Annotated in this window: 15 protein-coding genes; 6 read left to right on the top strand and 9 right to left on the bottom strand. The window is 70.1% G+C overall.

Going from position 1 to position 16004, the window contains the following annotated elements; genetic code table 11:
* Positions 1 to 274: 274 nt before the first annotated feature.
* Positions 275 to 1939: a hypothetical protein gene (locus ACFQZY_RS14825; RefSeq protein ID WP_377417148.1), complete on the top strand. Its 1665-nt coding sequence runs from the start codon at positions 275 to 277 to the stop codon at positions 1937 to 1939.
* Here ACFQZY_RS14825 and ACFQZY_RS14820 read toward each other — a convergent pair.
* Positions 1854 to 2792: an SDR family oxidoreductase gene (locus ACFQZY_RS14820; protein WP_377417145.1), complete on the bottom strand. Its 939-nt coding sequence runs from the start codon at positions 2790 to 2792 to the stop codon at positions 1854 to 1856. The two genes, ACFQZY_RS14825 and ACFQZY_RS14820, sit on opposite strands and share 86 nt — an antisense overlap.
* 41 nt (positions 2793 to 2833) lie before the next feature.
* Here ACFQZY_RS14820 and ACFQZY_RS14815 point away from each other — a divergent pair, with 41 nt between their 5' ends.
* The 4 genes from ACFQZY_RS14815 (at position 2834) to ACFQZY_RS14800 (ending at position 6072) form a co-directional block, all read left to right on the top strand.
* Positions 2834 to 3916, top strand: a complete 1083-nt coding sequence (locus tag ACFQZY_RS14815) for a CDP-6-deoxy-delta-3,4-glucoseen reductase (protein ID WP_377417142.1) — start codon at positions 2834 to 2836, stop codon at positions 3914 to 3916.
* 106 nt (positions 3917 to 4022) lie between these two features.
* Positions 4023 to 4337, top strand: a complete 315-nt coding sequence (locus tag ACFQZY_RS14810) for a hypothetical protein (RefSeq protein WP_377417140.1) — start codon at positions 4023 to 4025, stop codon at positions 4335 to 4337.
* Positions 4338 to 4382: 45 nt separating this feature from the next.
* Complete coding sequence (locus ACFQZY_RS14805) at positions 4383 to 5351, top strand: tripartite tricarboxylate transporter substrate binding protein (RefSeq protein ID WP_377417137.1); 969 nt, start codon at positions 4383 to 4385, stop codon at positions 5349 to 5351.
* Between the two features lie 124 nt (positions 5352 to 5475).
* Complete coding sequence (locus ACFQZY_RS14800) at positions 5476 to 6072, top strand: outer membrane protein (protein ID WP_377417134.1); 597 nt, start codon at positions 5476 to 5478, stop codon at positions 6070 to 6072.
* Between the two features lie 18 nt (positions 6073 to 6090).
* Here ACFQZY_RS14800 and ACFQZY_RS14795 read toward each other — a convergent pair whose 3' ends face one another.
* The 8 genes from ACFQZY_RS14795 to ACFQZY_RS14760 form a co-directional block, all read right to left on the bottom strand.
* The gene (locus ACFQZY_RS14795) at positions 6091 to 6807 is read right to left on the bottom strand and encodes an ABC transporter ATP-binding protein (protein WP_377417132.1); all 717 of its coding nucleotides are present in this window, start codon (positions 6805 to 6807) and stop codon (positions 6091 to 6093) included.
* Position 6808: 1 nt separating this feature from the next.
* Positions 6809 to 7579 carry an ABC transporter ATP-binding protein gene (locus ACFQZY_RS14790; RefSeq protein WP_377417129.1) on the bottom strand — a complete coding sequence of 257 codons (771 nt, stop codon included), beginning with the start codon at positions 7577 to 7579 and terminating at the stop codon, positions 6809 to 6811.
* 10 nt (positions 7580 to 7589) lie between these two features.
* Complete coding sequence (locus ACFQZY_RS14785; RefSeq protein ID WP_377417128.1) at positions 7590 to 8678, bottom strand: branched-chain amino acid ABC transporter permease; 1089 nt, start codon at positions 8676 to 8678, stop codon at positions 7590 to 7592.
* A gap of 16 nt (positions 8679 to 8694) precedes the next feature.
* Complete coding sequence (locus ACFQZY_RS14780; RefSeq protein WP_377417124.1) at positions 8695 to 9624, bottom strand: branched-chain amino acid ABC transporter permease; 930 nt, start codon at positions 9622 to 9624, stop codon at positions 8695 to 8697.
* 150 nt (positions 9625 to 9774) lie between these two features.
* Positions 9775 to 11079 (bottom strand): replication-associated recombination protein A, encoded by a 1305-nt coding sequence (locus tag ACFQZY_RS14775; RefSeq protein ID WP_377417121.1) that lies wholly within the window; start codon positions 11077 to 11079, stop codon positions 9775 to 9777.
* A gap of 82 nt (positions 11080 to 11161) precedes the next feature.
* The gene (gene lolA, locus ACFQZY_RS14770) at positions 11162 to 11812 is read right to left on the bottom strand and encodes an outer membrane lipoprotein chaperone LolA (protein ID WP_377417119.1); all 651 of its coding nucleotides are present in this window, start codon (positions 11810 to 11812) and stop codon (positions 11162 to 11164) included.
* 2 nt (positions 11813 to 11814) lie between these two features.
* Positions 11815 to 14157, bottom strand: coding sequence for a DNA translocase FtsK (locus ACFQZY_RS14765; RefSeq protein WP_377417117.1), 2343 nt, complete (start codon positions 14155 to 14157; stop codon positions 11815 to 11817).
* Between the two features lie 25 nt (positions 14158 to 14182).
* A complete protein-coding gene (locus ACFQZY_RS14760) occupies positions 14183 to 14857 on the bottom strand; it encodes a Crp/Fnr family transcriptional regulator (RefSeq protein ID WP_377417114.1) in 675 nt (224 codons plus the stop codon).
* A gap of 174 nt (positions 14858 to 15031) precedes the next feature.
* Between ACFQZY_RS14760 and trxB the strand changes: the two genes are divergently transcribed.
* On the top strand, positions 15032 to 15982 hold the full coding sequence (gene trxB / locus ACFQZY_RS14755) for a thioredoxin-disulfide reductase (RefSeq protein ID WP_377417112.1): 951 nt from the start codon (positions 15032 to 15034) through the stop codon (positions 15980 to 15982).
* Positions 15983 to 16004: the final 22 nt, after the last annotated feature.

Here is a 16004-nt window from a genome sequence, read left to right as displayed (position 1 = left end):
TCCGCCCGCCCACAGGCATCACCGGCGCCAGCCGACACGGCGCCGGTTCGACCGCGCTAGCGTCGCTTCTGGCGCGACGACCCCGCGCTCCTCGCGCGACGACCATGCATCCGCGGCTTTCCTGCCCCCCCTGCAGGCGCATCGCGCCCAGCCTGCACCGGTGGGTCCCCTATGCGATCGTGGCGCTGGCGTTGTTGGCTGTTTCGCAGTTGCTATGGCGATGGCAGACATGGCCCGTCAGGACGCTGCTGAACGCTCTCGAGGCGCCCCCCCCTTGAAACCTTCCGTGCGGGTCCAGACCGCGGTCGGCGCGATCCTGGGCGCCTGGGCCGTGGGCCTGGTGGTGGCAAGTGCGCGGTTGCAGGCCTGGCAGCAGGAAATGGCACAGGTGTTGGCCGAGGTCCAGGCGGACGCCCTGGTGCGGGCCAGCCCAGGGGGAGCGGCCGGCGCCGCACAGCCCCAGTGGCAGCGCCAGCGCGCCATCGCGCTCATGACGGCCGTGGAGCGACTGCAGGACGGTGCGGCCTGGACATGGGTCATGCCGGGCTCCTGGTCGGTGTTCGATGACCTCGAGGAACGCGCCCTGGCCCGCATCGGGCGGACCTTCGGCCAGGGCGTGGTACAGGCGCTCGGCCGAGAGGTCGAGCGCCGGGCGGCGGCCGCGAGCGGCGCGTCCCTGCACCCCGGCACGGGATACCTCGAGGAAGGCGGAGGGTGCGGCCTCCCCCCGGTTGCCGCCGGCGGGCTGGAGCTGCCGGTCGAGGCGACGCCCGAGTTCATCGCCGTGTTGCGACTGGTCGAAGAGGCCGAACGACTGGACCAGGCCACCGCAGCCTTGCGCCGCCTGCGGCACCCGCACGCGCACGCGGACGACCTGCGGCTCCTGGCGGACTCGATCCTCGGTACGGCGCTGCGCGGGTCGACCCCGCGCAGCCTCGCCTGGTTCGCCGCCCATGGAGACCCGCAGGACCCCGGGTTCGACGCGATGACGCTGCGGCTACAGGGAGCAATGCGTTGCGGCGTGCGCGCCGCCATGGACAGGCTGCACCGGCGACTGGTCGAGGACAACCCGCTCCTGGCCCTGGAGCAGGCGGCCTGGCTGTCGGCGCGCGCCGACCTGTTCAACCGTGAAGAAGGCACCGCCCTGGCGCGCCTGCACCGGGCCTCTGGGCAGCTCGAGGCGCTCGACGCGCTGCTGGCGACACAGCCGCATGGCTGGATGGGCGACGAGGCCGCGCCGTTCGGCAGGGCCCACCAGGCGCTGGTCGATCGCATGAGGACGATGACCTCGCTGGGGCCGGAGTTCGCGCAAGCGCTCGAACACTCGGCGCAGGACTGGCGCGAGCGGCTGCAGGCGCGACTCGCCGAACGGCTCGCCCGCAGCGCCGACCGCCTGGCCTGGGATCGGGACCATCACCGACTCACCCTACCCCCCGGTCGCGCTGCCCTGCGCGAAGGCCTCCGGGCGCTGTTGCGCGAGCCGTTCATGGCGCCACGGGACGACGGCAAAACGCCGGAGGCCGCATCGGCCCAGACGGCCACCCCGGTGGCCTTGGTGCCTCCGGAGGCCTTGGCGGACCTCGTCGAGCAGCGCCTGCGCGTCGAGCGCGAGGTGCTGCCCCGGCTGCCCCAGGCGTTGCAGGTGCCGGCCCGGGCGTTCGTCGATCAACGCGTGGCGGGACTGGCCCTGACGCAGGCCCGGTCCTGGCTGCTGGAGGCGCCGCCCCAGGTGCGCGAGGACCGTCTGCGGCAGCTCCAGGCCGACCTCGAGGCGGCGGGGGCGCCCTCGCTGTCGGCGTGGATCGGCCTGCGCCTGGCCGAGGAGGCGCTCGGCTCGCCCCTCGAATCGCCCCTCAGTACGCCGGGCGCCCCAGCAGGCCGGCCGCCACCTGCGGATAGCGCAGGCGAAGCCGAAGCTCCTGCTTCATCCGCCGATTGACCAGGCGGCGCGACTCGCTCATGAAGCTCAGAAGCACCAGCGGCAGCTGCGACTGCGCCGTGCTGCGCGCCAGCCGAGGCGGCCGCGGAAGGCCGTACAGGTCGGCCGCCAGGTCGAAGTAGTCGCCCATCTTGAGCTCGGTGTCGTCGCTGGCGTTGTAGACCCGCTGCGGTGCGCCGTGCCATAGCGCCGCGAGCATGGCGCGGGCGAGGTCGTCGGCGTGGATGTGATTGGTGTAGACGTCGTCCTCGGCCCGCAGCACCGGCGTGCCCCGCTGCAGTCGCTCACGCGGCGTTCCGCCCTCGCGGTCGACGGCATAGATGCCGGGGATACGCAGGATGTTCGACCGCACCCCAGCGGCGCGGCCGAAATGGCGCACCAGCGCCTCCGCATCGGCCCGCCGCTGGGCGCGCGGGGTGGAGGGCGCGACGGGGCGGCTCTCGTCGACCCGCTCGCCGCCGCAATCGCCGTACACGCCGCTGGTGGAGCCGTAGGCCAGGGACCGCGGCGGCGTGCGCCGGCGCAACGCGCGCAGCAGGGCCTGGGTCCGCGGGTCCCGCCACCACTGGCCGCCCGCCTCCGACGGGGGCGGCGCGAGGTGGACGACGCGGGTGGCCAGCCCTGCGAGCCGCGCGAGGGTGGCAGGCTGGTCGAGGTTGCCGGCCAGCGGTGTGATGCCCGCGGCCCGCAGCAGGGGCGCGCGTGCGGGCGAGGAACTCAGGGCCAGCAGGCGCGCGCGGCCGGCCTGGGCGCGGGCGACCCGCAGCCCGACGTCGCCGCAGCCGACGACCAGCAGGCGCTCGCGCCGGAAACGGGCCGGCAGCGCGCCGAGGGGGGTCTGGTTTGAAGGCAAAATTCGTGGGTTTGATATCGAAGAAAACGAGGATACCCAAGATGACCAGCGTGACCGCCGCGGGCGGCTCCTTCCAGGTGACCGTGCAACCCAGCGGGCGCAGCTTCGGCGCGGAAGCCGGCGAGACCCTGCTGGCCGCCGCCATCCGCCAGGGCATCGGCCTGCCCTATGGCTGCAAGGACGGCGCCTGCGGCTCCTGCAAGTGCCGCAAGCTTGAGGGGACCGTGACCCATGGCCCCCACCAGAGCAAGGCGCTCAACGCCGACGAGGAGGCCTCGGGCTACATCCTGACCTGCTGCGCCACCGCCTCGTCCGACGTGGTGCTGGAGTCGCGCCAGGTGACCGACGAGAGCGCCTTCCCGGTCAAGAAGATGCCGGTGCGCGTGCAGGCCCTGCAGAAGCTCTCGCACGACGTGATGCTGGTGCGCCTGCAGCTGCCCGCCGCGGACACCATGAAGTTCCATGCCGGCCAGTACGTGGAGTTCATCCTGCGAGACGGCGCGCGCCGCAGCTATTCGATGGCCAACGCCGCGCACCTGATGGTGCGCAACGAAGGTGGCGTGGCCAGCGGCCCCGCGGTGGACCTGCACGTGCGCCACATGCCGGGCGGCAAGTTCACCGACCATGTGTTCACCGCGATGAAGGAAAAGGACATCCTGCGCGTCGAAGGCCCGTTCGGCAGCTTCTTCCTGCGCGAGGACTCCGACAAGCCCATCGTCCTGCTCGCCTCCGGCACCGGATTCGCGCCGATCAAGGCCCTGATCGAGCACATGCAGTTCAAGGGCATCACCCGCCCCACCGTCCTGTACTGGGGCGGCCGCCGTCCCGGTGACCTGTACATGGACGACTGGGTGCGCGCACAGTGCGCGCAGATGCCGAACCTGCGCTACGTGCCCGTGGTTTCCAACGCCCTGCCCGAGGACAACTGGACCGGCCGCACCGGCTTCGTCCACAAGGCGGTCCTGGAGGACCTGCCGGACCTGTCCGGCCACCAGGTCTATGCCTGCGGCGCGCCCATCGTGGTGGAGTCGGCTCGCACCGAGTACAGCGCGCAGGCCGGCCTGCCGCCCGAGGAGTTCTACGCCGACTCCTTCACCTCCGAGGCGGACAAGCACGGCGGCTGACGCCATTGACCCGCCGCCCGGTAACAGCACGTAACCGGGGTTGATGAGACCCCGGCGGCTTTCCATAACTTCAGGCCCGCTCACCTGGAAACAAGGAGAGACCGCCATGAGCCTCCTGCACCTGCCCCACGGCATCTTCCACCGCCACCCGGCGCAGCATCCCGTGAAGGCGGCCAAAGCCGCCCGCGTCACGCAGGCCCGGCGCAAACAACTGGGAATCCGCGGGCTGCAGGTACTCGGGGGCCTCGCCCTTGCCGGCGTCATCGTGGCGCTCAACGTGCTGCTGTCGCAGCGCACGGAGCAGGCCCTGGCTCCCAGCGAATTTGTGCAGGCTGCGATCGCGGCTTCCATCGCCACGGTGGACGAATTCGCCGAGGCGAAACTGCGGGCCGTGGAAGCGGAATTTCCGCCCCAGTTCTGAGGCACCGGTCGCGCGGCGGGCCGCGGCCGGGTCAAAATCGGCGTCATGAAACGCCGTCACCTCCTTGCCCTTTCCGCCGCGGCGGCCTGCGCCGCCCCGTTGTCCACGCTGGCCCAGTCGCGCCCGTTGCGGCTGGTCGTGCCGTATGCCGCCGGCGGCCCGATCGACGTCACCGCGCGTGCGCTCGCCGAGCGGGTGCGTGAGACGCTGGGCACAGTGATCATCGATAACCGCCCGGGCGCGGGCGGCAACCTCGGCGCCGACCTGGTGGCCAAGGCGGCGCCGGACGGCCTGACCATCGGCGTCGCTGCGGTGGCCACCCACGCGATCAACCCCTGGCTGTTCTCGAAGATGCCGTACGACGCCGCGCGCGACTTCGCCCCCATCACCCAGATGGTGCGGGTGCCCAACGTGCTGGTGATGAACGCCGAGACCGCGCAGCGCCTGAAGATCCAGACCCTGGCCGACCTGATCGCCTACGCCAGGGCCAACCCCGGCCGGCTCAATTACGGCAGCGGCGGCAATGGCAGCGCCGGGCACTTGGCCGGCGAGATGTTCAAGCGCGATGCGGGCATCTTCGCGGTGCACATTCCCTACAACGGCGGCAACCCCGCGCAGCTGGCGCTGCTGTCCGGGCAGGTCGACTTCAACTTCGACAACCTGGCCACCGCCGCGCCCAACATCCGCGCAGGCAAGCTCAAGGCCCTGGCGGTGACGACGCTGCAGCGCTCCACCGCGCTGCCCGAGATCCCCGCGGTGGCCGAGACGCTCAAGGGCTTCGCCATCGACACCTGGTGGGGCCTGGTGGCGCCGGCCGGCACGCCCGCCGACGTGGTGCAGCGCCTGAACCAGGCCTTCGTCGCGGCCCTGGGTGCGCCCGAGACGCGCAGCCGCTTCGGGCAGCTCCTGGCCGAGCCGGTGCCCACCACGCCGGAGGCCTTCGGCGCCTTCATGCGCGCCGAGCTCGCCAAGTACGAGCGCGTGGTCAAGGCCTCGGGCGCCAAGGTGGACTGAGCGCCGGTCGATCCGGCGGCGCCCCTCGCGCCGTCCTACGCCGGGCGTGGGACATGTCCCACGAGCCCGGCAACGCCAGGTTCCTAGATTGGCCCTTCGAGCCTGCCTCGAAGAAAGGTCGATCATGCGAGCACGCCTCCTGCTCCTGTCCGCCCTGGCTGCCCTGTCCGCTGAAATGCCGGCGATGGCGCAGACCAGCGGCAACCCCTCCACCGCCTCCTGGTGGGAGCCCGGCTCGGGCCGCACCTCGATCGGGCTGAACCTGGGCCGATCCCGCTTCCACACCGACTGCGCCGCCGGCTTCGGCTGCGACAACCGAAACACCTACTGGAGCCTGTACGGGCGCAACATGGCCAGCGACCGCTGGGGCAGCCAGCTGTCCCTGGTGCACATGGGCGAAGCCGACCGCGGGGGCGGCGGCACCCGCGCCTACGGGCTGGACCTGAGCCTGGTGGGCCGGGTCCCGGTGACCCAGTCCCTCGGCGCCTACGGCAAGGTGGGCGCGGTCTGGGGCCACACACGCGTGAACACGGCGGCCGCCGCGGGCCTGCCCTCCGGCACCGAGAACGGGCTGGGCCTGTCCTTCGGCGCGGGCGTGAGCTGGGACTTCACGCCCAAGCTGTCGGCGGTGCTGGAATGGGACCGCTACGACTTCAAGTTCGCGGGCACCGGCCGCGAGGGCGTGCGGGCCACCAGCCTGGGCCTGCAGTACCGGTACTGACCCCCGCGGACGCGCCGCTCACTCGCCGAGGTAGGCGGCGCGGACCTTGGGGTCGTCCAGCATGCGGCGGGCCTCGCCGGACATGGTGATGAGGCCTGACTCCATGACGTAGCCGCGGTCGGCGATCTGCAGCGCGCGGCTGGCGTTCTGCTCGACGAGGACAATGGTCACGCCCTGGGCGTGGACGTCACGCACCACCTCGAAGATCTTGTCGACCATGATGGGCGACAGGCCCATGGAGGGCTCGTCGAGCAGCAGCACCTTCGGCCGGCTCATGAGGGCACGGCCCATGGCGAGCATCTGCTGCTCGCCGCCGGACATGGTGCCCGCGAGCTGGTCGCGGCGCTCCTTCAGGCGCGGGAAGATGGTGAAGACCTTGTCGATGTCGGCCAGGATGTCCGCGGAGTCGTGGCGGATGTGGGCCCCCATCTGCAGGTTCTCGAGGATGGTCATGCGGGTGAACACGCCGCGGCCCTCGGGCACCATGGCGAGGCCACGCTTGACCAGGTCCCAGGCGCCCTGCCCCTTGATGCTCGAACCCAGGAATTCGATGTCGCCGCCGGCCATGCCCAGCGTGCCGGTGATGGCCTTCATGGTGGTGGTCTTGCCGGCACCGTTGGAGCCGATCAGCGAGACCAGCTCGCCCGCGCGGACCTCGAAGTCCACGCCCTTGACGGCCTGGATGCCGCCGTAGGCGACCTTCAGGCCCGCGACCTTGAGCAGTACGTCCGCCATCTCAGTGTCCTCCCGTGCCGAGGTAGGCCTCGATCACCTTCTCGTTGCGCTGCACCTCGGCGGGCGTGCCCTGCGCGATCTGCTTGCCGTAATCGAGCACGGTGACGCGGTCGCACAGGCCCATGACCAGCTTCACGTCGTGCTCGATCAGCAGGATGGTGCGGTTGTCCTTGCGGATCCGGTCTATCAGCTCGCGAAGCTGCACCTTCTCGGTGGCGTTCATCCCGGCGGCGGGCTCGTCGAGTGCGATCAGCTGCGGGTCGGTGGCCAGGGCGCGGGCGATCTCCAGGCGGCGCTGGTCGCCGTAGGACAGCGTGCGGGCCTTGAAATCGGCGTACTTGCCGATGCCCACGTAATCGAGCAGTTCCTGCGCCCGGGCCGCGATGGCGGCCTCCTCGGCGCGGAACGCCGCGGTGCGCAGGATCGCCCCCACCAGGCCCGAGCCGGTGCGGATGTGGCGGCCCACCATGACGTTTTCCAGCGCCGTCATGTCGGAGAACAGGCGGATGTTCTGGAAGGTGCGCGCAATGCCCGCCTTGGCCACCTCGTGGACCGCGGTGGGCTGGTAGGGCTTGCCCGCCAATTCGAAGCTGCCGCTGTCGGGGGTGTAGAGACCGGTGATCACGTTGAAGAACGTGGTCTTGCCCGCGCCGTTGGGGCCGATCAGGCCGTAGACCTGGCCGCGCTCGATGGTGAGGCCCACATCGGACAGGGCCTGCAGCCCGCCGAAGCGCTTGGAGATGCCGGCCACGCGAAGGACGATGTCTGCCATGGCGGTCTCCTCAGGCGGCCTTGTTCAGGGACTTGCCATGCTCGGGCGAGGGCCACAGCCCGCGCGGGCGCAGCAGCATGACGATGATCATGGCCAGGGCGATCAGCAGCTGGCGCAGGATGGAAGCGTCCAGCCGCCCGCCGGTCATGGCCTGCAGGTCCAGCAGGCCCGAGACCCAGCGCAGCACCTCGGGGAGCGCCGACAGCAGCACCGCGCCCAGGATCACGCCCGGCAGGTGGCCGATGCCCCCGAGGACCACCATGGCGACGATCATCACTGACTCCATCAGGCTGAACGACTCGGGCGAGACGAACCCCTGGAAGGCCGCGAACATCGCGCCCGAGACGCCGCCGAAGGTGGCGCCCATGCCGAAAGCGAGCAGCTTCATGTTGCGGGTGTTGATGCCCATGGCCTTGGCGGCGATCTCGTCCTCGCGGATCGCCATCCAGGCACGTCCGATGCGCGAGAGCTCCAGGCGGTGGCAGATCACGACGCTGGCGACCACCAGCAGCAGGAACAGGTAGTAGTAGAGGGTGACCGAGGACACGGTGAACCCGCCGAGCTCAAGCGGCTTGCCGAAGTTCAGGCCGAAGATGCGGATCGGGTCGATCTGGCCCAGGCCCTTGGGGCCGTTGGTGAGGTTGACCGGGTGGTCGAGGTTGTTCAGGAACACCCGGATGATCTCGCCGAAGCCCAGGGTCACGATGGCCAGGTAGTCGCCCCGCAGCTTCAGCGTGGGCGCCCCCAGCATCACGCCCAGGATGCCGGCGAGCAGCGCCCCCAGCGGCACCACCAGGAAGATGGAGGTGTGCAGGCCGGTGGGGAACATCTGCGCGAACCAGGCGAAGGTGTCGGACAGGTGCGGCGAGGCCATCAGGCCGTACATGTAGGCGCCGATGGCGAAGAAGGCGACGAAGCCCAGGTCCAGCAGGCCGGCGAAGCCCACCACGATGTTCAGGCCCAGGGCGAGCAGGACGTACAGCAGCGCCATGTCGGCGATGCGGACCCAGAAATTGCCCATGGACTGCAGCAGCAGCGGCAGGAGCAGCAGGAGGACCGCCGTGACGGCCAGGGTGCGCTTGTTCTGGAAGTTCAGCATGTGCGGGTCTCCGGTCTCAGGCGCGGTCCGCCACGCGCTCCCCGAGCAGGCCCGAGGGGCGCAGGGTCAGCACGATGATCAGGACGATGAAGGCGAAGATGTCGGTGTAGTGGCTGCCCAGCACGCCGCCGGTGAGGATGCCGATGTAGCCCGAGCCGATGGATTCGATCAGTCCCAGCAGCACCCCGCCCACCACCGCGCCGGCGAGGTTGCCGATGCCGCCGAACACCGCCGCCGTGAATGCCTTGAGGCCAGGCAGGAAACCCATGGTGTGCTGCACGGTGCCGTAGTTCAGCGCCCACATGATGCCCGCCAGAGTGGCCAGCACCGCGCCGATGATGAAGGTGGCCGAGATGACCATGTCCGGCTTGACGCCCATGAGCGCCGCCACCCGCGGGTTCTCGGCGGTCGCCCGCATGGCGCGCCCCAGCTTGGTGTAGTTCACCAGGTACATCAGCACCGCCAGCGAGATGGCGGTGATGGCGAGGATCAGGACCTGGGTGGTGGTGATCACCGCGCCGCCGATGTTCAGGGGCGCCACCGGCAGCACCGAGGGATAGGGCTTGTAGTTCGGCTTGAAGATGATCATCGCCAGCGTCTGCAGCAGGATGGACATGCCGATGGCGGTGATCAGGGGCGCGAGCTTGGGGCTGTTGCGCAGGGGCCGGTAGGCGACCTTCTCGATGGCGAAGTTCAGGGCGGCGGCAACGACGCAGGAAACCACCAGGGCCACCAGCAGCATCAACCACCCTGGCATGCCGGGCACCGCATCCTGCAGGCCGGTGAGGATCGCCCAGCTCGTGAGGGCCCCCACCATCAGCACCTCGCCATGGGCGAAGTTGATCAGGTTGATGATGCCGTACACCATGGTGTAGCCCAGGGCTACCAGGGCATACATGCTGCCCAGGACCAGACCGTTGATGATCTGCTGAAGCAGGATATCCATGACGCGTGTTCTCCGTTGTGGCCCGGGTCCGTCAGTCAGTTAGCAAAAAACCCGCCATGTGATGCGCGGGTCCCGGATCTGCAGAAGATTCTAGCCACCGCGCTGACGCGCCCCCGGCGGGTTTTCCCTGCGCGGCGCCGGCCGCCGTGGCTACGTCTTGCCAGCCTCGCGATCGCGCTCACGCAGCATCCGCAGCTTCTCCGCGATGCGGATCTCCAGGCCCCGCTCCACCGGCTGGTAGAAGCGCGCCGGCGCCATGCCCTCGGGGAAGTAGCGCTCGCCCGCGGCGTAGCCGCCCTCCTCGTCGTGGGCATAGCGGTAGCCCTTGCCGTAATCGAGGTCCTTCATCAGCTTCGTGGGGGCATTGCGAAGGTGCATGGGCACCGGGCGGGTGCCGTCCTTCTGCACGAAGGCGCGCATCTGGTTGTAGGCGGTGTAGACCGCGTTGGACTTGGCGGCCACGGCCAGGTAGACCACGCACTCGGCCAGCGCCAGCTCGCCCTCGGGCGAGCCGAGGCGCTCGTAGACCTCGGCGGCATCCAGCGCCAGGCGCAGCGCGCGCGGGTCGGCCAGGCCGATGTCCTCGGCAGCCATGCGCACCAGGCGGCGGGCGATGTAGCGCGGGTCGGCGCCGCCATCGAGCATGCGCACGAACCAGTACAGGGCGGCGTCCGGGTCGGAGCCGCGCACGCTCTTGTGGAGGGCGCTGATGGTGTCGTAGAACTGCTCGCCGCCCTTGTCGTAGCGGCGCATGCGCTCGCCCAGCACCTTGAGCAGCCAGGCGTCGGTGATCTCGGCGAGCTTCTGCGCGCCGGCGGCGACCGAGAGGGTCTCCAGGGTATTGAGCAGGCGGCGCGCGTCGCCGTCCGCATAGGCCAGCAGGCGCGCCAGGGCCGCCGGCTCCAGCGCCGGCACGGCGCCGATGGCCTGGGCCCGCTGCACCAGCTGCGAGAGGTCGTCCTCCGACAGCGGCTGCAGCACGTAGACCGCGGCACGCGAGAGCAGCGCGGAGTTCACCTCGAACGAGGGGTTCTCGGTGGTGGCCCCGATGAAGGTGAACAGGCCCGACTCCACGTGCGGCAGGAAGGCGTCCTGCTGGCTCTTGTTGAAGCGGTGGACCTCGTCGACGAAGACGATGGTGCGCTGCGCCTGCAGGCCGGAGGCCGCGTGCTGGGCCTGTTCGACCGCCTCGCGGATGTCCTTCACGCCGCCGAGCACCGCGCTGATGGTGATGAACTGCGCGTCGAAGGCCTGGGCCATCAGGCGGGCGATGGTGGTCTTGCCCACGCCCGGCGGGCCCCACAGGATGCAGCTGTGGGGCTGGCCCGACTCGAACGCGATGCGCAGGGGCATGCCCTCGCCAAGCAGGTGCTGCTGGCCGATGACGTCGGCCAGGGTGGCGGGACGCAGGCGCTCGGCGAGCGGGGGATGGGCCGAAGCCTTCGGGGAACTCATTCGAGCCCCCGCGCCCGGGACGGCGTGTCCTCGCTGCCCCCCGAGGGGGCACGAACTTGCTTGGGGCGGCCCGGCGCTGCGTTCACTGCCGGATCACGTCGGCGCCCGCAGGCGGCCGGAACTGGAAGGTGGACTCGGGCAGCGCGGGGTTGACCTCCACGCGCGAGAAGCTCATGACCGAGCGCTGGCCGAAGGCGTCGAGGATCTCCAGCGCCGCCAGCTCGGGGCCGCGGAAGCCCACGCGCACGCTGCGCAGCTGGCCATCCTTCGCCCTGGGCGTGGCCTGCACCCACTGCAGGCCGCCCTGGTCGGGCGCGGCGGCGAGCTCGAAATCCTGGCGCAGGGCCGCGAGGTCGGCGGCGGTGGCGATCAGCGCCGCCGGGGTGGAGGCGAGCACCTGCGCCTGGCGGCGGGCGGTGACCTGGTTCAGGTCCGGGTCGTGCAGCCACAGGGTCTGGCCGTCGGCGACGATGGTCTGCTCGAAGGGCTTGCGGTAGGTGAAGCGGAAGCGGCTCGGGCGCTGGAACTCGAAGGTGCCTGACGAGGCCTTGGTGCGCGCCGGCTGCCCCTCGCGGACCGGGCCGGTGACGGCCTGGGTGAACTCGGCGCGCCCGGTGCGGGCGGAGCGCAGGAACGCTTCGAGCGCCTCCAGGCCGTCGGCGCGCGCGGGCAGCGCCGCGGCCGCCAGCAGGGCGCACAGGCCCAGGCACAGGGCACGTCGGAACAGGGCCACGCTCACTCCGCGGTCCGGTTGGGCACGAGGATGTCGCGCTGGCCCTGGCCGTTCATGGCACTGACGAGGCCGGCGTTCTCCATGTCCTCGACCAGGCGGGCGGCGCGGTTGTAGCCGATCTTGAGGTGGCGCTGCACCAGAGAAATGCTGGCCTTGCGGTTCTTGAGGACCACCTCGACCGCCTGGTCGTACATCGGGTCCTTCTCACCACCGCCCTCGCCGCCCTCGCCGCCTTCGCCGCCGGGGCCGCCCTCGTCGTCGACGGTGCCGCCTTCGAGGACGCCCTCGATGTAGTTGGGCTCGCCGCCCTGCTCCTTGAGGTAGCTGACCACGCGGTGCACTTCGTCGTCGCTGACGAAGGCGCCGTGCACGCGCACCGGCAGGCCGGTGCCGCTGGCCATGTACAGCATGTCGCCCATGCCCAGGAGCGCCTCGGCGCCCATCTGGTCGAGGATGGTGCGGCTGTCGATCTTGCTGGAGACCTGGAAGGCGATGCGGGTGGGGATGTTGGCCTTGATCAGGCCGGTGATCACGTCCACGCTGGGGCGCTGGGTGGCCAGGATCAGGTGGATGCCGGCGGCGCGCGCCTTCTGGGCGAGGCGGGCGATCAGCTCCTCGATCTTCTTGCCCACCACCATCATCAGGTCGGCGAGCTCGTCGATCACCACCACGATGTGGGGCAGGCGCTCGAGCGGCTCCGGGCTGTCGGGGGTGAGGCTGAAGGGGTTGTAGATGAACTCCTCCCGCGCCTTGGCCTCGTCGATCTTGGTGTTGTAGCCGGCGAGGTTGCGCACGCCGAGCTTGGCCATGAGCTTGTAGCGGCGCTCCATCTCGGCCACGCACCAGTTCAGGCCGTGGGCGGCCTGGCGCATGTCGGTGACCACGGGCGCGAGCAGGTGCGGGATGCCCTCGTAGACCGACATCTCCAGCATCTTGGGGTCGATCATCAGCAGGCGGACGTCGCGCGCCTCGGCCTTGTACAGGAGCGACAGGATCATCGCGTTGATGCCCACCGACTTGCCCGAGCCGGTGGTGCCGGCAACCAGCACGTGCGGCATCTTGGCGAGGTCGGCCACCACCGGGTTGCCGATGATGTCCTTGCCCAGGCCCATGGTGAGGAGGGACTTGGCCTCGTTGTACACCTGCGAGCCGAGGATCTCGGAGAGGCGGATGGACTGGCGCTTGGCGTTGGGCAGCTCCAGCGCCATGTAGTTCTTGCCCGGGATGGTCTCGATCACGCGGATGGACACCAGCGACAGCGAGCGCGCCAGGTCCTTGGCGAGGTTGACGATCTGCGAACCCTTCACGCCGGTGGCCGGCTCGATCTCGTAGCGGGTGATCACCGGGCCGGGCTGGGCCAGCACCACCCGCACCTCGACGCCGAAGTCCTTGAGCTTCTTCTCGATCAGGCGCGAGGTCATCTCCAGCGTCTCGGCGGAGACGGTCTCCTGGCGGCCCGGGGCGCCGTCGAGAAGGTCGACCTGGGGCAGGTTGCTGTCACGCAGCTCGGTGAACAGCGGCTTCTGGCGCTCCTTGGCCACGCGCTCGCTCTTGGGGACCTCGACCACCACCGGCTCGATGAGGACCGGCGTGTGGTGCTGCTCCTCGATCTCGTGACGCTCCTCGAGCACGGTTTCCTCGCGCTCGCGGGCGGCCTGCTGGCCGAAGGCGAGGTCCTCCTGGATCTCGCGCTGCTCGCGGCGGGCCGCGAAGAAGCCGTCGATGCGGGCGCCGATGTGCTCGGCCACCTGGCCCCAGGAGAACCGGAAGACGGCGCCCATCGCCAGCACCACCAGGGTGAGGCAGACCAGGCCCGATCCGGTGAAGCCGAGCCAGTGCACGGCCGACGGGCCGGCCAGGTAGCCCAGGGCGCCGCCGGCGTGGTCCGGCAGGCGCGGCTCGAAACGGTAGAGGCGCGACCACTCGAGGGCCGAGCTGGCCACCAGCAGCAGGGCCAGGCCGGCCCAGAAGGCCAGGCGGTCACGCAGGCCGCGGGGCGGGGGCGCATCGTCCATGCCGGCGCGCATCCAGCGCGCCAGCGCCGCGAACCAGGCCCGCACGCCGGCCGCCACACACCACCAGACCGAGTAGCCCAGGAGGAAGAAGCTGGCATCAGCCAGCCAGGCGCCCAGGCGGCCACCCCAGTTGCGCACCGGGCCGCCCGTGCCCGAGGTGGAGAACGCCGCGTCCTGCACCGAGTGCGTGACCAGGGCCAGCAGCCAGAACGCCAGCGCCAGCAGCCCCAGCACCAGGGCGATCTCCTGGGCGAAGCGGCCCAGGCCGGGACGGTCATCGGCCTCGCGCGAGGCCGTGGGGGAGGTCAGGGTATGGAGCGAATACGTCATGGACTGCGGTGCGAACCCGCCTAGATTATCCGAGGGTACTGAGCCGATCCTTGATCAGCATGGACCCGTCCTCGCGGGTTTCGATGAAGCCGCGCTCTTCGAGGTCCTTCATCACGCGGCTGACCATCTCGCGGGAAGCGCCCACCATCTTGGCGATGTCCTGGCGGGAGATGCGTTCGCGGATGGTGAGCAGGCCCTCGCGATCGGGTTGGGCGAACTCCAGCAGGGCGCGGGCGACGCGGCCGTAGACATCCATCAGGGCGAGGGATTCGATCTTGCGGTCGGCCTGCCGCAGGCGCTGCACCAGGCCCTTCATGATGGCGTAGGCCATCGAGCTGTTCTCCGGCAGGCAGCGGGCGAACTCGGCGCGGCCCAGGGCGAGCATGTCGGTCTGCACCTCGGCGCGGACGGTGGCGGAATGGGCCTCGTTGTCGATCAGGCTCATCTCGCCGATGTAGTCCCCGGGCTGCAGGGTGGCGAGGATGACCTCGCGGCCGCGCCGGTCCGAGGTGATGACGCGGGTGCGGCCGGTGAGGATGATGAACAGGGTGTTGGACTTGTCCCCCTGCTCCACCACCACCTCGCCGCGCTTGAAGCGGCGCTTGACCACGGCATCCGCCACCGACTCGGCCTGGGCCGAGGTGAGCAAGGCGAACAGGGGAACCCGGCGAATGAGCTCCAGGTTGGAAAGCATCGACATCTCCACCCTCCCCGGCCGGGTGCCTGCCCGGGTGGCGGCGAACCTCGACCATCGGTTCTTACAATCGCTGCCATCAAAAGGGACAAGTGCCCGGCCCGCCAAGGCGAGGGATACTTGCCGACTGGCCCAGAAATGTACACCGCGCGTGAAACCGTACGCGCAAGTTTTACCAACATGAGCACACAACACGCCAAAGTCCTCATTCTCGGCTCCGGCCCGGCCGGCTACACCGCCGCCATCTACGCCGCGCGCGCCAACCTCAACCCGCTGCTGATCACCGGGATCGCCCAGGGCGGCCAGCTCATGACGACCACCGACGTCGACAACTGGCCCGCCGACGTGCACGGCGTGCAGGGCCCCGAGTTGATGCAGCGCTTCATGGAGCATGCCGAGCGCTTCAAGACGCAGATGGTGTTCGACCACATCAACCAGGTCGACCTGTCCAAGCGCCCCTTCACCCTCACCGGCGACAGCGGCACCTACACCTGCGACTCGCTGATCATCGCCACCGGCGCGTCGGCCCGCTACCTGGGCCTGCCCTCCGAGGAGGCCTTCATGGGCAAGGGCGTGAGCGCCTGCGCCACCTGCGACGGCTTCTTCTATCGCGACCAGACCTGCTGCGTCGTCGGCGGCGGCAACACCGCCGTCGAGGAGGCGCTGTACCTGTCCAACATCGCCAGCAAGGTCTACCTGGTGCACCGCCGCGACAAGTTCCGCGCCGAGCCGATCCTGGTGGACAAGCTGATGGAGAAGGTGGCGGCCGGCAAGATCGTCCTCAAGACCTTCAAGACGCTGGACGAAGTGCTGGGCGACGCGACCGGCGTGACCGGCATCCGCGTGAAGGACGTCAACGACGGCAGCACCGAGGACATCGAGCTCAAGGGCTGCTTCATCGCCATCGGCCACTCGCCCAACACCGGGATCTTCCAGGGCCAGCTGGAAATGAAGGACGGCTACCTCATCACCCAGGGCGGCAACAACGGCTTCGCCACGCAGACCAGCGTGCCGGGCGTCTTCGCCGCGGGCGACGTGCAGGACCACGTGTACCGCCAGGCCATCACCAGCGCCGGCACCGGCTGCATGGCGGCCCTGGATGCACAGCGCTTCCTCGAGCAGCACGAGTAATCGAGGCGCGACAGGCCGGTTC

The sequence above is a fragment of the Ramlibacter sp. GCM10027632 genome (assembly GCF_042675325.1).
In the GTDB taxonomy this organism is placed as follows: domain Bacteria; phylum Pseudomonadota; class Gammaproteobacteria; order Burkholderiales; family Burkholderiaceae_C; genus Ramlibacter.
The sequence above is the reverse complement of the archived record's forward strand: the minus strand, read 5'-3'. Positions and strand labels throughout refer to the sequence as shown.